This window comes from Pedobacter hiemivivus (assembly GCF_005144565.1).
In the GTDB taxonomy this organism is placed as follows: Bacteria; Bacteroidota; Bacteroidia; order Sphingobacteriales; family Sphingobacteriaceae; genus Pedobacter; species Pedobacter hiemivivus.
In genome coordinates this window covers 309,435-329,408 of sequence record NZ_SWDX01000001.1, presented here as the reverse complement: position 1 = coordinate 329,408, position 19,974 = coordinate 309,435, and the positions used below count along the sequence as shown (strand labels likewise).

Annotated in this window: 12 protein-coding genes; 1 reads left to right on the top strand and 11 read right to left on the bottom strand. The window is 41.7% G+C overall.

The annotated features are described in order from the left end of the window. Positions 1 to 2: 2 nt before the first annotated feature. Genes FBD94_RS01300 through FBD94_RS01285 form a run of 4 tightly spaced genes read right to left on the bottom strand, consistent with a single transcriptional unit; the run spans position 3 to position 8,268 of the window. Positions 3 to 2,591: a glycoside hydrolase family protein gene (locus FBD94_RS01300; RefSeq protein ID WP_136878816.1), complete on the bottom strand. Its 2,589-nt coding sequence runs from the start codon at positions 2,589 to 2,591 to the stop codon at positions 3 to 5. Beyond that, positions 2,588 to 3,484 carry a DUF5017 domain-containing protein gene (locus FBD94_RS01295; RefSeq protein WP_225874630.1) on the bottom strand — a complete coding sequence of 299 codons (897 nt, stop codon included), beginning with the start codon at positions 3,482 to 3,484 and terminating at the stop codon, positions 2,588 to 2,590. The genes FBD94_RS01300 and FBD94_RS01295 overlap by 4 nt, the downstream gene beginning before the upstream one ends. Positions 3,485 to 3,501: 17 nt before the next feature. Further along, positions 3,502 to 5,070, bottom strand: coding sequence for a RagB/SusD family nutrient uptake outer membrane protein (locus FBD94_RS01290; protein ID WP_225874629.1), 1,569 nt, complete (start codon positions 5,068 to 5,070; stop codon positions 3,502 to 3,504). An 18-nt stretch (positions 5,071 to 5,088) separates the two neighbouring features. Next, on the bottom strand, positions 5,089 to 8,268 hold the full coding sequence (locus tag FBD94_RS01285; RefSeq protein ID WP_131607541.1) for a SusC/RagA family TonB-linked outer membrane protein: 3,180 nt from the start codon (positions 8,266 to 8,268) through the stop codon (positions 5,089 to 5,091). A 346-nt stretch (positions 8,269 to 8,614) separates the two neighbouring features. Between FBD94_RS01285 and FBD94_RS01280 the strand changes: the two genes are divergently transcribed. Beyond that, positions 8,615 to 9,631 (top strand): winged helix-turn-helix domain-containing protein, encoded by a 1,017-nt coding sequence (locus tag FBD94_RS01280; protein ID WP_205945821.1) that lies wholly within the window; start codon positions 8,615 to 8,617, stop codon positions 9,629 to 9,631. Between the two features lie 117 nt (positions 9,632 to 9,748). Here the strand turns inward: FBD94_RS01280 and FBD94_RS01275 are convergent, their stop codons facing one another. The 7 genes from FBD94_RS01275 to FBD94_RS01245 are packed head-to-tail and all read right to left on the bottom strand — an operon-like array spanning position 9,749 to position 19,958. Next, a complete protein-coding gene (locus FBD94_RS01275) occupies positions 9,749 to 10,846 on the bottom strand; it encodes a cellulase family glycosylhydrolase (RefSeq protein WP_205945213.1) in 1,098 nt (365 codons plus the stop codon). A gap of 35 nt (positions 10,847 to 10,881) precedes the next feature. Then, on the bottom strand, positions 10,882 to 11,958 hold the full coding sequence (locus FBD94_RS01270) for a glycoside hydrolase family 43 protein (protein WP_225874628.1): 1,077 nt from the start codon (positions 11,956 to 11,958) through the stop codon (positions 10,882 to 10,884). Between the two features lie 3 nt (positions 11,959 to 11,961). Continuing rightward, entirely contained in the window at positions 11,962 to 14,202 is a 2,241-nt protein-coding gene (locus tag FBD94_RS01265) for an alpha-N-acetylglucosaminidase (RefSeq protein ID WP_136878815.1), read from the bottom strand. Positions 14,203 to 14,259: 57 nt separating this feature from the next. Further along, the gene (locus FBD94_RS01260) at positions 14,260 to 15,105 is read right to left on the bottom strand and encodes an N-acetylglucosamine kinase (RefSeq protein WP_131607539.1); all 846 of its coding nucleotides are present in this window, start codon (positions 15,103 to 15,105) and stop codon (positions 14,260 to 14,262) included. 15 nt (positions 15,106 to 15,120) lie between these two features. Further along, positions 15,121 to 16,380, bottom strand: a complete 1,260-nt coding sequence (locus tag FBD94_RS01255; RefSeq protein ID WP_136878814.1) for a sugar MFS transporter — start codon at positions 16,378 to 16,380, stop codon at positions 15,121 to 15,123. 5 nt (positions 16,381 to 16,385) lie between these two features. Next, positions 16,386 to 18,104 (bottom strand): hypothetical protein, encoded by a 1,719-nt coding sequence (locus FBD94_RS01250; RefSeq protein ID WP_136878813.1) that lies wholly within the window; start codon positions 18,102 to 18,104, stop codon positions 16,386 to 16,388. A gap of 15 nt (positions 18,105 to 18,119) precedes the next feature. Continuing rightward, entirely contained in the window at positions 18,120 to 19,958 is a 1,839-nt protein-coding gene (locus FBD94_RS01245; RefSeq protein ID WP_235884333.1) for a beta-N-acetylhexosaminidase, read from the bottom strand. Between the last annotated feature and the right edge of the window lie 16 nt (positions 19,959 to 19,974).

The following is a 19,974-nucleotide window of genomic DNA, read 5'->3' as shown; positions in this document are numbered from 1 at the left end:
ATTTATTTGTAGGTAAATGAATAAACCTGAAGGCCATAAGGTGCTATTTTGATAGGATCACCTACAGAAAAAGGAATTTTTGAACCTGATGCAGAAAAGCATTCGGCAGTTTTCATATCCAGGCTATGCCCCGGAATAAAGCGGGATAGGTCTAGCTGAAGGGTGCTCTCCTGTATTTCGTCATCATTATTCAATACAAACAAGTAAAACACTTTATCCTGCTTATTCAGGGCGCATACATAGTCCATATTGGGATTCTTCAATGAAACCAGTTTTTCCATCAATGTCAGGTCTCCCTGCTTATCAAATATTTTTCCCTGTCTGAACCCAAACGTTTTGTGAGGACCAACCTTAGGGGTAAGAAAACCTGAAGGAAAATCAATCCGCCCTTGCGAACGCAAGGAAAGTTCTGCCATCAGATAATCGGTGATCCAACCCACCTGCCACCAGGCGTGATGAGGAAAAGGCCCCGCTCCCTTGTTCATGGCGCTCCAATAATAGGAGGCAACTCCTGTGGCCGGGTCTACAAAAGCATCTTTACTTAAAGCTGCAGTCCTTGCCATTTTGAGGTATAGAGAATCTTTTGTCAGTTGAAATAGCCTTACAAACATGCCAGCATGACTTGCGAGCATGATGGGGCCGCTGTTATTTGCGGAACCTAAAATCCCCCCATGTTCAAAACTTAGCCCCACCTGACTTATTTGCCAGTCTTCCAATTGTCTCGACCCAACTTTTTTGCTTTCTTTATTCGGAATCGGGTGAGAATAGATGGAGGTGGTATAGAATTGTGCCGTTTTGATAGCAGCCTGTTTAAATCTTACATCCTTTGTAATTTCATACAGATCGAGCAAAGCCTGAGCACTTTGTCCCGTGGCAAAATCAGGTGCAAACCTGGCATCTCCGCAAACACCTAAAAAATATCCTTTATCTACCGCATTTTTGATGTACCAGTCTGCAGCTTTTACAGCCGCCTCCAGATATTTTTTATCCCGAAGCGTCTGGTATGCAACCAACAGTCCGTAAAAAGTAGGCCTGTAATCTTTCAGGTCTTCAAACATCGGCTTTTGCGTGTCATTATGATAAGCTACTTCCCAATAACCTTCTGGTTTCATTTTAGCCAAAAGCCAATCGGCCGCCATACGTATGCCCGATTTAAGCTGCTGATTATCCGGCTCAAACAAGGACACATTCCCCATATCCAGCAAAACATAGTATGTAGTTGCGATCGGCTCCGTATAAGGCCCCCACTCTTCGGCAAACCGTTTTGACTTGTAGAGGTAATATTGACCTGCTGCAGCCCCGTTAAAGAACCCACCAGCCGTATTTTGCTGCGCCAATTTAAAGTTCAATGCATCTTTGAGACGTTTCTGGACAAGGATTGGGTCCTTTGTTATATTCGCCAACATCCACATGGCCCCGTAATCGGCATTTTTTACGGCGTCTTTTTCCGAGCCATGCACCCCACCCAAATATTCCTGGGCGCCGATGGTCCGACCGTTATAATCGAAAGTCCGCCAGCGGGAAGTACTGTCCTTTTTCACATAGTCTAAAAGCTGTTCCATACGATCAGATAAAGACAGGCTGGTTTGCTTTAAATGCAGTAATTCATCAAAGCGGTAAACATCATTCACCACATGCTGATATACGGGATACCAGTTTGAAGTATTGATGGTATATCTGAAATCAAAGGAGATGCTTTCCCCCTTTTTTAAATATGACTTTTGCTGTCCCAGTACCGGATGATATAAGGTCGGGCTCAGTTGTTCCTGCCTGTTGATCAGTGACAGACCAAGCAGCCAGTTCGACTGTGTAGATTTATCAGATTCCCATGGGTCTCTGCCTGTTCCCGGCTCAGCTGTTACAGCAAGTGTAATTCCCTCTTTATTCGTAAGCATGGCGGTCAACGCAGCCGCAGTTCTTTCCCTTACCACAACTGGTCTATCCGGAATTCCATGCCCATAAGCATAAGCATCTGTAAAATCACTGTTGATGGTACTGCCTTGGAACACTCCGGGGATGCAGCCCCATTCAAAGCTCTTTTTGTCGTTTGTATTCAATGCCGGACTTGCAATGGAATAATATCCATCCTTATCGGCTGTTAACTTGATGGAAACGCGTAGATCATTTTTGTAAACAGGATCTAATTTCCAGGTTGCCTCTACAGTAGAGACCTCTGTTTTTTGCTGAAATACGAGTGTATTGCCGACCTGTTTGTACTGCTGCGGATAAAATGAAATGGCACGCCCTTCCTTATTTAAGGAAACCGCAGAGGTATTGGCCTTCCAGGTAGGGATGATATAGCGGTATTCCGGCTCAGGAAACTGGATTTCTTTCCCGTTTTTGTCTTTAGCCTCCGACTCCATCCTGGGCTGATCTGCACTGTAAAGCAGGGTATATTGCCCCAATGTGCCAGACAAGGAGTGCCATCCCTTTTGTCCTTTTACCGACAGCTGTTTTATTTTATATCCCTTACCGCTATCTTCCCAGTTCAAGCGAAGCATATCATTTGTCAATCGGGCTTGGGGAGCTAGCTGGGCATAACTGCTGTTTGCAAAAGCAAGCAGCAGCACGATTACACGGTTAAATCTCATTGGGTAATGGTTAATTCTAATTCTTTTACAACAGTTACTGATTCCTTTAAATTGGCGTTGGTTGCTACAAATGAAACTTTATATACCCCTGCTTTGGTGTAAACCCTCGTATAATCTGTTAGATTCTGAGAAATATTCTTAATCGGTTCCCCTACATCAGGTAAAATACTATTAGGGTTGAACTGTTTGGTGACTACCCAGTCATCATCAAGATCAGTACTGTTTCTTACGGTAAGTAATTGTGCTGAAGTAATACTCCAATTGGTTGCAGGACCACTAAAATTAAAAGCAGTCCAGCCTGCGGTAGCCATAGTGGCCAGTACAGTTTCTTCTCCCGCCTGGTTGGTACTCTTAAGATCGAAAGAACGGATTACCCAACGGTTTTGCTGTGTTTCTGGTTTGATAACAGTAGTCTTATATACCAAAGCCAAGGCCATGTTTTTGTTACGCTCTGCAAAGCTATTCAGGCTGATATTTCCAGAGGGCGTCTGGTCCACACCAGAAGATAAAACGGCTTTATCTGTAATCTCTTCCCAATTAGCAGCCCTTACATTTGCAGCATCATATATTCCGCTGAAATTGGTGGATACATACAGTTTGATCACCGATTGATCAACAGGCGTTAAGAACTGTGCAAAAGTTTTAAAATTGAGGGAAATAGCATTTCCTTCTACGACCGTTCTTTTTCTGAACTCATATTTGCGTCCTGCTTCTCCCGACCAGAATACAATGTTCTCTGTTTTACCATTAACAATAAACTTAACGGGCTCTCCAACTTTATAACTGGTTTTTTCCAACTCAATAGAAAAATCATCCTGAGGAGCCAGCTCATAGGTCTTCTGGCAGGAAGCCAGGGAAAATAATATAACAGATGCAATTAATAGCTTATTCATCTTATACAATTTTGTAGTTACCATCCTGTATTTTGTTTGATATTAGGGTTAACGGCCAGTTCACTATTAGGGATCGGGAATAAAACAGCACGATCGGTTACCCGCTGTGCCTGTGCAATAGCCGCGTCTTTTAAAGCTGTCGGCATGCTGGTCTGGTATTCCCTTGCCTGTGTCTGCATAACGGATGAGTAAATACCCCATCGTACAAGATCGTGTTTCCTAAGGCCCTCGAAAGCAAGCTCACGTAGCCGTTCATTCCTGATCAGGTCCAGAAAGTCCTGCTGAGACAAATTAGCAGCAGCGTCTGCCTGTACATCGGGTATCAGCACATCTTTTCCGTAGCCCCTTCGCCTCACCATATTAATCGCTTTATAGGCATCTACAGAGGGCCCATTATTGGTATAATTATCAGCTTCTGCAAACATCAGCAATACATCGGCATATCTCAACAACGGCCAGTTCGTACCGGTATAGTTTTGATTTCTTGGTAGAGGTTCATACTCGCGCCTCCATTTCCCGTTGCTGCGGTCGTATATCTGATCTGCCGCCCAATTGGTCTTTACAGCCGTTAGTCCGCTTGTCACATACCGGTAAGGAGCAACTGTCCAATCCCTTCTCTGGTCGCCATTAGCATAGGCATTGTAAAGTTTCGCAGTAGCGTGAACATAATCATAGCCATATCCTATATCAATAATTCCACAGGTAATGCCGTTATAACTGCCAATCATGCCCCCCTCTTGTATTTCGCCCTGGTTGGTTCCTTTAAATTCGACTTCCCACAAACCTTCCTTTGTATCGAAGTCCTCCTTAACATGGTTGATATAGATTTGTTTGAAATCGGGATTAAGGCCGTGCAATCCTGAGTTCATTACTTTTTCTGCGTAAGTTCTGGCATCAGCATATTTTGCAACATCCTTTAGCGGAGCGCCTGCCATGGTCAGATAAACCCTCGCCAGTATACCCTGTACTGTAGTTTTTGTAATACGAGTATTATAGCCATAGTCAGAAATGGACTTCACCATATCTTCTGCTTTTTTCATATCAGTCACGATACGCTCGTAAATGTCCTTTATTGGAGTACCAGGGAGCGGCGCTTCGTCAGGTGATTTGCTAGATTGGAGCTTTAAAGGCACACCTCCAAACTCATCTACTAGCATAAAGTAATAGTAAGCCCTTAAAAATAGTGCTTGCCCTCTTATTTCGTTACGTTTTTCCAAAGGTACGCCAACGGCATTATCTATATTTTCGAGCAACATGTTCGCTCTCTCAATGCCAGTGTAAAGCGATTCCCAGTGTCTGTTTAGTTCCAGGGTCGATGCATCTACAATATTGGCATTCATTCCCGTTGTCTGGTTTTTCATGAAAAACTCGTCACTAAAAACCATATAGCAAGACATACCCTGTGAATAAACCCTGTTATCACCCAAACGGTCGTATACTCCGGCCAATGCAGATTGCAGTTCACTTTCTGTTTTGTAATAATTTACTGGCGATATAAAATCCTGTGGGGTTGTGTCCAGGATCTTTGAACATGAGCTAACAACCAGTGCCAGCATCATCGCGATATAAAATAAAGTTGTTTTCATTTGTAAAAACATTTATCGTTAAAAAGTTAGGTTCATACCAAAGGTAATGGTGCGGGCCCTTGGGTAGGGGCTCCAGTCGAAACCCGGTGTGAGTGCAGAATTTCGTACCGAAACTTCAGGATCCAGACCAGAATAGTTGGTCCAGGTTACCAGGTTTTGTGCCGAAACATTAAAGCGGGCTGACTGTATTTTCAGCTTTTTCGTCAAGACAGAAGAAAGGTTATAGCCCAATGAAGCTGTCTTTAACCGAAGGAACGAACCATCTTCGATATTCCTGTCAGAGTATACATTAGGACCGTAACCACCGGCAACAGGCAAATCGCTATTCTGATTTTCCAGAGACCACCTGTTCTCATAGGTTTTAAACATATTCAAGCTTTGTCTGGCTTCCGCACCTTCAAATACAATCCGGTTTGCATTTAAAATGTCATTTCCGTAAGACCATTGAAAGAAAACATTGAGGTCAAACTGTCCATATCGGAAATTATTGGAAAAGCCCCCAATGTGTTTGGGATTAGGATTACCAACAATCGTCTGGTCATTTGCATCTACTACCCCATCTCCGTTAATGTCTTTGTATTTGATGAAGCCCGGCTTAATTAACGAGCGGGGTCCCCCATTGTTCGGTACGTCAGTTCTTAGCTCATAGCTACCGTTAGACAATACATTGAAATCACTTAAAGGATATACGCCGTCAAAAACATAGCCGTAAAACAAGGCCACAGGGCGTCCTGGTAAGGCAATATAAGGTAAAGAGTTATTAAAATTGGCGTTCCAATTCGAAACGCGCGTAATCAAGCTAGGCTGATCACCATTCAACTCTTCTATCTTGTTATTGTTAAAGGCGATGTTGAAATTAGATGTCCAGGTAAACTTCTTTGTACTCAGGTTAACTGTATTCAAAGTGAACTCCAAGCCCCTATTTACCACAACACCTATATTTTTAAATGCAGTAAGGTACCCCGTTGAAGTGGCCAATGAAGCATTCAGCAATAAATCTGTGGTTCTTTTATAATAATAGTCGGTAGTTAAACTGATGCGTTGATTAAAGAAACTTAAGTCTAATCCAAGGTCAAGGTTTGCAGTTCGCTCCCATTTAAGGTTCTCATTTCCCAGCCCAACAGGTACAGTTCCTCTAATATATTGCCCGTTAAAATAATAGCCGCTTTTGGTATTTCCAGTGTTGGCCCCTACTTCCTGATCCAAAACACTCAGGTACGCAAAATCTGACACCCGATTGTTTCCGGTAATTCCATAAGAAGTCCTTAGTTTTGCGGAAGAAATAGCTTTAACAGATTTCAGGAATTTTTCTTCCCCGATATTCCAGGCAAAAGCGCCGGAAGGGAAATAACCCACTCTGTTATCCGGGGCAAACTTTGAAGATCCATCACTGCGGACAGAGGCGGTGAAGATGTAGCGAGAGTTAAAAGTATAGTTAACACGTCCGAGGAAGGATACCATCGTTGAGTAAGTCCCTGAAGTTGTTTTTGCCTGGATAAACCCCTGGTCAAGCCCCTTAATGCCCAATGACTCATTTGGCAATAAAATAGATGTAAATCCATCCCCATCCACGCTATTTCTCTGCATGGTAAAACCAGCCACTGCATCTAAACGGTGCTTCTTGTTAAATGTTCTGTTAAATGAGAGCACGTTCTCGTTCAGTAAACTGCGTATATTTTGATTGTCGATGTAACCATTGATGCCGTAGTTTTGCCCATAAACGGTCCGCGGATTTCCAGCTGCCGTATTAGAGTTGTTAAAGCGCTCAAAAGTCAGACGGGTATCAACCATCCCGCCACTTAGCTTGAACTTAAAATAGTTCAGAAAAGAATATTCCGCAAAAGCATTGGCACTAAGCGATTTGTTAAAGGCATACTGATACATATTGTTGGAGTTTACCACCGGGTTTATCCTTAAATCTGTAGTACCTGCCACATCGTCGTCAAAGGGCTCATCAAAGAAATTTTCATCATTCGCTCTGCCAGTAACAGGCCTATATCCCCAGGTGCTGTACATCAAATATGAGCTGGCATTTCCGGCCGAGCTGCTGTTTAGGTTATCACTGGTTAAATTGGCAATCTGACCTTTTTTGATTGCGTATGTATAATTGGTATTAAGGCCAATTCTCAAATTTTTTCCTACACGCTGATCTATCTGAAACCGTCCCTGGTATCTTTTAAATCCACCATTAATAACAATTCCATCCTGATTTAAATAAGAGCTGCTTACCGAATACTTTGTAGACGCAGTCCCGCCCCTCATAGAGAAGCTATGGTTTTGCATAAATGCATCCTGCAATACATAGTCCTGCCAGTTTATTCCCTGCTCATTCCGATAGGCATCCAAAGTTTTGCCGTCCTTAAGATACAAAGCGGTAGCTGAAGTCTTGTTCAACTCCAGCTGGTACTTCACAAACTCATAAGGGCTCATTACCTCCATCTGCTTTGCAGGGTACTGATAGCCCAGCCAATTGTTATAGGTAACCACTGGCGCGCCTACCTTACCTTCCTTGGTTTTGATCATGATTACCCCATTGGCACCTCTTGCTCCGTAAATTGCCGTAGAAGATGCATCTTTCAATATATCTATTGACTCGATATCATCCGGATTAATGGTATTGTTGTCGGGATTTTCCGAAGGAAAGCCATCAATCACATAAAGTGGTGAGTTTGACTGGGTAATGGAATTCCCTCCGCGAATGGTGATGTTGCTAATACTGCCTGGCTGTCCATCACTAGAACCGACCTGCACCCCTGCCACCCTTCCGGCTAAAGCATCTTCAAAGGAAACCACCGGTGCCTTTTCCATATCTTTCATGACTACAGAACCGACCGAACCCGTAAGGTCCTTTCGTTTTACCTGGCCATAACCCACAACGACTACGTCATCTAAGGCCGTGTTGCTGGGTTCCAGCTGTACTTTATATTGATTCTGGCTGGTTACAACTATCGTTTTGCTGACATAGCCGATCATCGAGAGCACAAGCAGATCGCTTTCTTTTGCATTGGAAAGACGAAAGTTGCCCTGACCGTCCGTTACACCGGAAGCAGTTTTCCCACGGACGGTCACTACTACGCCCGGCAGCGGTTTTCCGTTTTCATCTATTACGGTTCCGGTAATGGTTTTTACCGCCTGGGCCAGACCAGTCAGCTGAATACCCAGGACCAATAACATAGTTAAGAGTAAGTTTGGTTTCATATTCATTATTTATATTTGGTTGTATTGTTACGGCAGGCATTTATATACCTGTCGTACATTTTAAATGACTTGGTTAAAGCATTTCAAACCTCATCCAGATTACACACCTCTCATCAACAGCAATTAAAGCAAAATAACATCTTTGCGTATGCAAATCAACTGCGACATCACTAGTCTGGTCTGGACTGGTTTACTAAACAAATATAATATAATTTATTTCGATTAAACAAATAAAAAAACAAAAAAACCTTCGATAGAGAGTTGGGGAGTAGCATTAAATAAATTGTTAGATAGACTGGTTTGGTTTGTATGGTCTATTAATTACATTTGCTTAAATCAAATATCTATGACAATCCAAAATACGCCTCAGAATGGCAATCAAGGTAAAATGAAATACAAACAGCTTGCCGATCACATTATGTCATTGATTGAAATTGATCAGCTCCACATCGGAGATCAGCTGCCATCTCTCAAGCAACTGCAACTACAATTAAAGATGAGTAAAGAAACTTTACTCAAAGGCCTGAATGAACTTGTTGAAAAAGGTATTGTAGAATCTGTTTATAGGAAAGGGTATTACGTACGAAAAACTACTATTGATCGCTCCTTCCGTGTTTTTTTGCTGCTCGATAAAATGAACATTCTGCGTGAACAGTTTTATCGGACCCTTTTTAATCAACTTGAAGCCCGGGCGGATATAGACATTTACTTTCACCACCACAATTACCAGGTATTCGAAAAACTGATCAAAGAAAATCTGGGAGCATATACACATTATGTTATTGCAACCTTTTTAAAAGAAGATGTTGCTCCACTCCTGAACTTAATTCCGGATAAAAAAAGAATAATTATCGATTTAAACGAGCAGGGTTTATCAGGCAACTACAGTAGTATATACCAGGATTATGGTTATGATATTTATAATAGCCTTCATCAATTAAAGGATGAGTTAAAAAAATACGATCGCCTGATACTAGTAGCCCATCCCGAAGCCATACATGCCAGGCTTGTAATTGAAGGTTTCTTACATTATTGTACCGAAGTTGAGCATCCCTACCTGATACAATCTGACATCGATGAAAAGACTTTCCAAAAAGGTAATGCATACGTAACCTTTAGCAGATATGATACCGACGATGTGATGTTAATTAAGCTTGCCCGTAAAAAGAAACTTAAATTAGGCAAAGACGTAGGCCTCATTTCTTATAATGATACACTCGTGAAAGAAGTCCTTGAAAATGGAATTACTGTTATTTCAACTGATTTTGAGGCCATGGGAAAAACAGTTGCAGAAGCCATTCTGGAAGAAAAAATCATTATCAAGAGGAATCCTACCAACGTCATCAAAAGACATTCGCTCTAGTGTTGGTAAATTAAGAGAATATATACGACATAAAAAAAACCGGAGAAAAATTCTTGAAAGAATCTTACTCCGGTCTTGTTCTTACTGAACAACAGGTAACCATAGACTCTTTTTGATTTACGGACTTTCACCCTCAGGTTTTTTTAAGTTTTTAATCAAATCAACTTCATCCTGACGATATGGAGTTCCATCCTTCTTAAAAATATCATGAAACCACTCTGCAGGCTGATTGCCCTGAGGCAATGGAGTATCCCAGGCATAAATCGTATTTGATTTTCCGGCAACTAAGCCCCAACTGATTGCGCCAATATTTTCCTTTTTAAGCAGGGGTAAAATATTCGAGAACCGGCTGTTTCGGGTTCTTGCCATATATTCCGTACAGATCAAGGGGCGCCCATGAGTTTTTAGCATCTGTATTACTCTGAGATGCCATTCAGGCTCTTCGTAGTCGTGATAGGTAATTATATCGGAGTTTTGTATCTGAAAGGCATTTAGCTCTTCTAGGTCCCATTTCCAAATCCCGGAAGTGATTGGCTGTTCCGGAGCTGCTGCTCTGGCCCAGGAAAATACTTTCCGTAAAAGAGGAAGCGACTCATTTCCTTTATCAGAGTTACCCGGTTCATTATAAAGATCCCATAGTAAAATGCGTTTATCTTTGCCAAAACGATCAAGCACGTCCTTCACATACTTTTCAAGACCTGGAAAAAGTTTGGGATCGGCAGACATAGGTTGCCCCGGATCCTGTACCCAACCTGAGTTATGGATACCTGGTTTAGATGCAGGTTGTTTACCCGGTTTTGCTTCCTTATTCCAGCAATCATCAAAAAACACAAATACTGTTTTTATATGATGTTTGTCCGCAATACCCAGATACTGGTCTATACGCTTTTTAAAGCCCTCAGGATCTTGCTTCCATGCAATACTATGAAGATAGACCCTCAAGGTATTTAAACCAATTTTTGCAGCCCACCCCAACTCTCTGTCAATAGTCAGAGGATCAAATGAATCCGCCTGCCACATTTCTAACTGATTAATGGCGGTACTGGGAAGAAAATTAGCCCCTACCAGCCATCGGTGCTGTGCATACCAAGTATTGGCTTGTTCTATTGTCCATTTTCCAGCTGGCATGTCCTCTCTTTTGGATTGCTGCGCATTGCTCTTTGCAACCCCTGTAATAAGGATCAAAAGGAATACTAAAATCTTTTTGATGTTCATTTTTTTATAGGTTATAGTTACTAAAATTACTTTTATTACTCTCCTGAAGGAACTGGAAGTGAAACACCAGCCGGAATCGGGATGCCAAAATCAGGGTTTCCATCTGTTCTCCAGGTAAACTTTTGCAAACGTAAATCTCTTGCCCAACCCGGAGTGCTGCTTTTCTTGGTATGATAAAATACCCACCACTCCTTACCGTCAGGCGATTGGGTAAAACTTGCATGACCGGTACCGAGTACCTTTGCCGTGCCTTGAAACACTGGTCCACGCTTCTCCCAGTTGGCTGCATCGAGTGGGCTTTTGGAAGGATCCTTTAGTTTTAGCTGTGCCAGGCGATATTCCGGTGTCCAGGATTCTCTTGTCGAATAAATAATGAAGACCTGATCATTTCTCATTAAAAACTGGGGTCCCTCATTTAAATCCAGTGGCCCGCCTGTTTCCCAGGGCTGATCCGGGCTCGATATTTTTACCCGGGCTGAACTGATCGTCCATGGATTACTCATTTCAGCTATATAGAGATGCTGAGATGTTTTATCGGTTGTCGCATTCTGCTCCCAGCCCGACCATACGGCATAAAGCTTTCCAGCAATATGACCAACATTCACATCGATTGCCCAGATCATCCCAGTCTCATTTCCTGCGTCGACGCCTGTATTTAAAATCCCTTTGTCGACATATTCCCCTTGTGGATCATCGGTAACAGATTCGAGAACACCAGACCGCTGGTGAATATAAGGGGGGCCGGCTTTACCGGCCGCATAATAGATGTACCATTTTTTATTAAAATAATGCAATTCAGGTGCCCAGACCTGACTGCTGTTCCAACCCGCTGCAGGAGTATTCCAAACTGTCACCGGTTTGCCCAACTGGCTCAATTTATTGGATTTACTTACAGAAATTCCCTTGCTATTGATATCACCATTGCTTTGGCAGACGTAATAATAACCATTGTGCTTGATTACCCATGGATCGGCACCATTTCCAATGGGATTTTTAAACTTCAGCTGATTCTGATTCAATTGCGCATTACCATCGTTTAGACCATAAAGTGAAAAGAACAGCAGACACCACAGTATAGGTGTGCGGAAACTATTTTTTTTGTTATTCATCATTTTCTACTTAACGTTTTTACCAACTGCTTTTATTGCTGATGCGTATTTCTGGTACATCATTTTAGAAACTACTACCGGATCTCCCTGCGGGGTTTCACTGTACAACTCCCTTCCATTAACCCATTTCCATTCCCATGATTTAATTTTTTCATCAAAAGCTTCCTGGTTGAATTTCTGGTTACTGTTCATTTTTGTTGCCACTTCTTTAAAAAACTGCTGCCACCTTGGTAAGTAGAAGCCGGTTAACAGACCCGACCATTGTTTATTGGCATACTCATGCAGAGATGCATCCTTATCTCCCCAAAGCGTTATCAGATTTCTGGCATTCTTTTCATAAAGGGCTTTCTCCGCATCATTTGTACCCCATTTTTTTGCATCATTTAACCATTTACCTAATAAAAAATCCTTTCTGGTAGCAAGAAGCATATCCATGTCTTTAATCAATTCCAGAAACTTGCCGCTACTTAATTGAAATAATTTATGATTCTTATTTTTATGCGCAAGAGCGATCTCCTGTTGTAAAACACTGGCATAATCCGCCATAATCTGTCTGCTTAAATCAACCAGGTCATACTGAAATCCATCAACATTTTTAAAGTTAGCTGAGGCCTTGATCATATGATCCCAGGCAGGAATCAAATCGACTAACTTATAAGGCATTTCAGTATCTGTCCAGTCTGTACTCTTTTTAAATGTTGGCCTGCCAGTAACGATACTTTCATGTCCGCCATCAACATTATACACTGTATAATGGAGTATGTTCCAGGCCTTTTCTATGTCGACATTTTTTTGTCCGTATCTGCGGTGTGCGTAATCTTTAACCCAGTCATCAGCATCAATTACTTTATCTCTCCACACATTGTCCAGCATCAGTGCATATATGGCTGGATTCTGTTCGATTCCTTCCGGAACTACCCCTATGCCGATCATGTTGCCAGCCTTCGGATTATGAAAAGTTTCTGAAGGTTCGATTGAAATCTTATCCATGTGACCAAACATGTTGATTTTACCACCGAAATTATGAAGCATACACCATATCCATTGTTTACCATAATAAGCATCGGTCTTATCCCAGATTGGCTGCACCTCACTCCATAAATCGAGCACAATCAACTTATCTGTTGGTACTGCATTCAAATAGGATTTCAGTTGCTCTGGTTTCCAGAAATCTCTTTTATCCCAGAAAGTCCAGCCCTGCATAATCCAAACAGCCTGCGGATCTGCTGCCGCCATCGATTTATACACTGCGTTACTAGACTCAGCCAGATAAGACGGATCGCTACTTGGTGGGTACATTTCATTAAAGGTATCGGCACCATATAGATGGTCTGTCCCAAAAGTTTTTGTTTGTTCTTCAATAAATTTGCGGCCAATAACCTGGAACATCGGATCTTTTGGATCAAGAATATAGGTATCAGCAAATCTCCCTTCCCAGTTGGTTTTTTGCAGTTTAGCTTGCGGGAAACGATCTTTAAATGCAGGAGGGACATGGCCCGTAAAAGCCGGTAGAATTGGCGTCATCCCCAATTCACGTTCACGTGCGAGAATCTTTTTCTGGAGTTCCTCATGGCTTTTCATCCAGGACTGTGGCAGCGGTCCGCCCCAACCATCAAGATTCCCAGCCCAAAACCACATGAAATAAGCTGGTCCCGAGAAAAAGACGTCCATATCCTGGTCGGTAAAGCCCAGGCTTTTATAAACTCTGTACCAAAGCGCATTCTGACCGGTCATAGCCAGCGGCATGTTGATGCCGTTTAAAGCCATAAAGTCAATCTCCTGCTGCCAGCGCTCCCAGTCCCACCAGGCAGCGGTATAATTGAAGGTGCAGTAATTAAAATAATGTCTGTATTGATAAGGTGTAGTCTGATGTACTTTTGCCGGAACTGCAGGCAATTCTTTTAGCAAATTCAGGTTATTTCCGTTCCAGCTGATGTCGCAGTGTGCATAATTTTTCAGGTAGAAATTCAATGCGCTTGCCACTGAAATACCATGATTTCCTCTCAATACGATCTTACCGCCCTTACTTTCTAATTCAAAAACATCTTTATCATTTTCCTTCTCCAAGAATTCAATTTGAAAACGATCGTGGAATTTCGGCAGGATACGTTTGATTAAAGCATAGCTGGCCTCTTTATTTAAAGTTTGGGTTCCATTTCTGTTTCCCTGCTTTGCAATTGAGGAACTTGCAGTAAATAGCAATACGATCCCCAAACCATAACTCAGTAGTTTCTGTGTGTATTTCATATATTTTATTTTCTTCAAAGCAGTTAAGCTTCTTATGTGTGTTTAAGTTTAAATATTTTAGGCAACCGCATGAAAGCTGACAAGTTCAGCGATCAGGGAAGGTAAAATCCGGCCCGGTTCCATTTGAAAGTCATTTAAAACCTCCTCCAGAATAGCTGCAAAATGATAACTTACTGAGCCGATACAATTAAAAGTATACTTATTATAGTCAGGATAACAGGAAACGAGATTATGGAAAAACTCAGTGAAGGACGATTTTACCAGTTGGTGGCCATAGTTCGGGTCAACCTCAGGATGCTTTAAAAACCGGGTAAAGCTTGCACAAAATCTGTTGGCCAATGGCTCTCCATAAATCTTGTGGATGATATCCGCAGGTTTTAGTTCATACGTGTTATAAAATGCACGCTTTACAGATTCAGGCATTTTATTACGTAAATAGTCCCTAAGTATCCTTTTTCCAATTGCCGCCCCACTCCCTTCGTCGCCTAAGATAAATCCCAAAGAATCCACATTGTTAATGATCCTGTTTCCATCATAAATACAAGTGTTGGTTCCGGTCCCCAGTATAGCTGCAAAACCAGGTTTATTTCCTAACAGTCCTCTTGCAGCTGCCAGAAGATCTACCTCGGCAGTTATTTGTTCGCAGTTAGAAAATACGGAGCGCAGTATTCCCTCCATGACCACAACTTTATCGTCCTGACAACCGGCGCCATAAAAATGCACGGCTGTAATCCCTAACCGATCTATTTCGCCAGGAAGATTTGCTTTAATGGAATTAATGATATATTGTTCATCACAAAAATAAGGGTTATAGCCCTCAGTTATAAAATAACGCCCTTTCCTGGCGGAATCAAGAAGACACCAATCTGTTTTGGTGGAACCACTATCTGCGATTAAGATCATTAGTCAGTTATTTAATTAATTTCTATTTTTTCCGATTTTATGCCCGGAAACAGCATAATATCCTATAACAATATAGCAGGGTATCACAATCCAGTAAGCCTGTTGCGGGTTCGTATGATCCGTAACGTAACCGTATAGCAATGGTAGCAACGCTGCACCAGAAATAGCCATAACCAGTAATGAGGATCCTACTTTTGTAAATCGTCCCAATCCCGCAATTGCCAAAGGCCATATAGAGGGCCACATTAATGAATTAGCCAGGCCAAGTAAGGCTACAAAAACCACGGAAATTAAACCGTTGCTAAAAATGGCTATAGTTGCAAACAAAACACCGATAAGCGCAGAGCTTTTAAGTGCAGTTTCCTGACTAAAGAACCTGGGTATACAAACTATTCCGATCAGATAACCAACCAGCATGCTAATCAGGGTGAACGAAGTGAAAAACTTGGCAACTGACAATGGGATTCCCTGAAATGCACCATAACCAATGATGCTGTTTCCAGCAATTACCTCAACTCCTGTATATAAGAACAATACGAGGACACCAAGCAATAGGTGAGGAAACTCTAAAATGGAAGTTTTAACATTATGTCCAGCAGATTCCCCTTCTCCATCCAACTCTTCCTCATCAACATCCGGTAGCGCAGAAAAACGAATCACTATAGCCAAAACAATCAATATTCCAGTAATGATGAGGTAAGGTATAATTACCTTGGCTGCCAGGGCATTCAATTCTTCAATCTTTTGCGAAGGATTTAAAAGGCTTAATTTATTCTTCAATGCATCTGCATCATTTAAGATAACAGCGCCCAGAATAACCGGTGCCAAAGCTCCTGCAATGCCATTACAGATGCCCATAAAACTGATCCTCCGGGCAGCACTTTCCTTAGGTCCCAGAATGGCAGCATAAGGGTTCGAGGCCGTTTGCAGCACTGTTAGACCTGCACCCTGCACGAATAAACCAACTAAGAAGAGCGGGTAAAATCTGCTGATTGCTGCCGGAATAAACAATAAAGAGCCAGCCGCCACCAGGATAAGACCTATAGACAATCCGTTCTTAAACCCTGTTGCCTTTAACAACCAACCGGAGGGAATTCCCATCAGGAAATAAGAGATATAAAAGGCAAATGCTACCAGATAAGATTGAAAATTGTTCAGTTCACAAGCAAGTTGTAAGTAAGGAATCAATACAGCGCTCAACCAGGTAACAAAACCGAAAACAAAAAACAACATCCCTATAATAATCAGGGGGTTCAATACTGCTCTATTCGTCATATCATTTAATAATTTTGAGTCTTTATTTTATCTATGATCGTTTCATAGACATTCAGAGGAAATACCGAGGGTTGTCCATACCAAAAAAATGAACCTAGTCCCTCGTAACTACCCGCCTTCATATGTCTGCTAGTAGGCAAATAGCTAGATACATCATTACAGTATCCCGCAACACTTACCAATTTCCCAGGCCATAATTTTTTAACTCCAATACTGTAATCCGTTACGGCCTCCCGGGAAAGGCCTACAAGTTTCCAGTTGCCGATGTTGATGGTCTGGATATAAACCGGCATGCTGGCCGGCATCTTATTACTTTTATCCAGCTTAAACATCAAATCTGCCCAACGCACGTTTTTTTCGGCATTTACATCTGCCTTACCATTATCATTTTCCTTCCTGAATGTAGCAATACGTTCATTACTCCATCTGTCTAATGGGAAGTTTACAGAATCAAGGTAAAAGGTAACCTTACCAGACAATTTCTGCAAGGGGCTGTTTAAGATCCTTTTTACATCAGCAGCAAGATCGTTCCCGGTTTTAACGTGATTGTTACTTAAAGGATTAATATCCCCTCCGCAGCCCTGAATGAATAAAGCATCTGTTACTCCCGTTTCTTTCTCTAGGAGGGCCCTTGTTACCCCCGGATAATTGGGACTTACCGTAAAACCTTCAATTCCTTCATTTTTAAATACCGGGTGACATCCGGTTAAAAAGACCAGGGTTTTATGATGATCTTTTACGCGCTCAATGCTCAGCACATCTACATCATTATCATAAGGTACTTCTGCTCCTTCCAGACTTCGGTTGGCCCCAATCGTAGTTTTTCCTCTTCCAAAAGACAACACAGAAGGTTTCATGCTTTTAATTGCACTTTCAATGACAGCGATCATTGCCGGTTTAACCACATCATTTAAGTAAACAGAATCGGGCAACTGATGTCCGCCCCAGGTTGTCCAGTCTTGCGTTGAAGGTGCAAAATGAGTGTGTGAGGCATTTATCAATACTGCCGATGGCGGTATTTTGTGCTTTCTAAAAACCTGCTGTTTTATTGAAGAGATGAAATCATAATTAAATCCGCAAACATCTGTGCCTACAATCAAAACTGTTTGTTTTTCTGCTGCTACGGCTACAGCGCTTACAGACAGGTTACCATCTGTTCTGTGCCTGCCCTCGAAAATGTTATTATTTTTATCCAATCCGTACAGTTTACCATTGTTGATAGCAATAGATTTCAGATGTACGTCGTACGATAGTCCATTAAATTTCGCAATTTTAACCCAGTCTGCATTTTTATTTTTTAGCTCAAACCGCATCAGTTCATCATTTGCTGTAAGCGCAAACAATCGGCCTTTATAACTCGCCAGACTAATTATTCCTTCCAGCTCCGTAAGTTTTCGCCAGTTCGCGTTTTTACGCTTTATCGGCGCATAAGTAACTGCTCCGTTTTTATCCGCGGCATACATCACTTTGTCCAATACGGTAAATGTTGTTGAGTGACCTGCCAGTTTCCCCCACCTTACATTATCCATTTTTATCCATTCCAGGCTAAAGCGTCCTCCCCTTGGATAACCATAACCTGCAAGGGCAACTGAAAATGGATAGGTCCTGGGCTCAATACTTGACCTCGCTGTTCCGGAAAGATAAGTTTGCTGTGCCTTAACCGGAATAACAAAGAGGCCAGCTATAGCTAACCCTATAAAAATGATCTGATATTGAATTTTCATGTTACTGTACCAATTTTAAGGATTGATAAATAAAGTACTTGTATTTGCGCTACGTTTTCCTGAGGGCGTAATAACGATGGCTTTCAACTGTCTTTTCTCTCCTTTACGAAGGATAATATCTATGGGCTTTTCATAGAGATAATCCGTTTCTCTTGCGTCCTGACCTTCGAAATTATAATAGATCTTAGCCCCCTCAACAGGAGCCTTCAGTGAAATTTTAAATACTGAACCAATCAGTGTTGTATCAGTAATCCCGATTGGGCCTGGTACTCTGTAAATTTTATCAGTTTTATCCAATTCAAGCAGATGTTTAGGCAAACGATGTTCAAAAAAACTAACAGAGTCTTTTTTTTCAGGGAATGTCCAGGCAACCTCAGCAAGCGCCATTAATCTTGGATAAAGCATGTATTCTACCTTGCGGTGCGTATCCATATGTTCTGTCCAAATTGCTGCTTCAACACCTATTATATGTTTTTTCTGATCATCTGTTAACACCTTTGGAGTAGGATCATAAGCATACACCCTTGATAAGGTATTGTATCCCCAACCAATTGCTAAGGGTTCCAACTCTCTTTTTCCCTGAATGAAATCGAAATAAACATGTGACGTTGGAGACATCACCACATCATGATTTTGCTGAGCGGCTTTTATGCCTTCATCGATGTTGCGCCAGGCCATTACAGTCGCATTCGGTGCTAGCCCCCCTTCAAGGATCTCATCCCAGCCAATAATTTTTCTTCCTTTTGAATTGACAAACCTTTCTATTCTTTTTACAAAATAACTCTGCAGCTCAAACTCATTTTTAAGGTGTTCGTCTTTAATCCTTTTCTGACAATACTTACAGGCCTCCCAACGTTTTTTAGGGCATTCATCCCCTCCGATATGGATATATGGCGAGGGGAACAAGGCCATCACTTCTGTAAGCACATCCTCCAAAAACTTAAAAGTGTTTTCTTTGCCTGCACAATAGACATCATCATATATACCCCAGCTCTCAGCTACTTTAAAAGGTCCGGGATGATCTCCGCAAGCCAATTCAGGATATGCAGCCAATGCTGCAAGGGAGTGCCCGGGCAACTCAATTTCAGGGATTACTGTTACTTGTCTTTGTGCAGCAAAATCAACCACGTCTTTAATCTCCTCCTGAGTATAAAAGCCGCCATAAGGGAGATGATCCTGACCATTTAAAGAATCTGTATAATGACTGATCTGGGTACTTGCCCTATACGCCCCTACTGAAGTAAGCTTTGGATATTTCTTGATTTCAATTCGCCATCCATGGTCTTCTGTAAGGTGCCAGTGATAAACATTCATTTTATACCTGGCCAGCATCTCTATCTGACTTTTAATAAAAGATACGGGGTAAATATGATAACCAACATCCTGCATAATACCACGATAAGGATATCTTGGCTTATCGTTGATTTCCACACAAGGCAAGTACAATTTTGAGCCCTCCATTTTGATCACCTGCATTAACGTTTGCAATCCATAAAACAAGCCGGCTTCGTCTCCTGATATATTTAAAAGAGTAGAACCAGCTGTCAAGCGATATGCCTCCTTCGCTAATTTATCCTGATAGGTAAAAACAATAGCCGGAGTTGACTTATTTGTAGTTTCAGCAAGTAAAGGCAGTTTTAATCCGTATCTTTTCTGAAGGTAATCTTTCAAAACAATTGCGATTTTCTTTGACTTACTGTCTGAGTACAAAATTTGAGTTTTAGCTCCTATAGTAAAATTACCCTTCTTTAAAATTACACTGGTAGGTGCCGGTATTACTCCCAGATCAGCGGGTGCATCTTGAGCATAAGCTGCAACAGTACAAAACAATAACCAAATGAATATATATTTCAAGATTGCTGATTTAAGT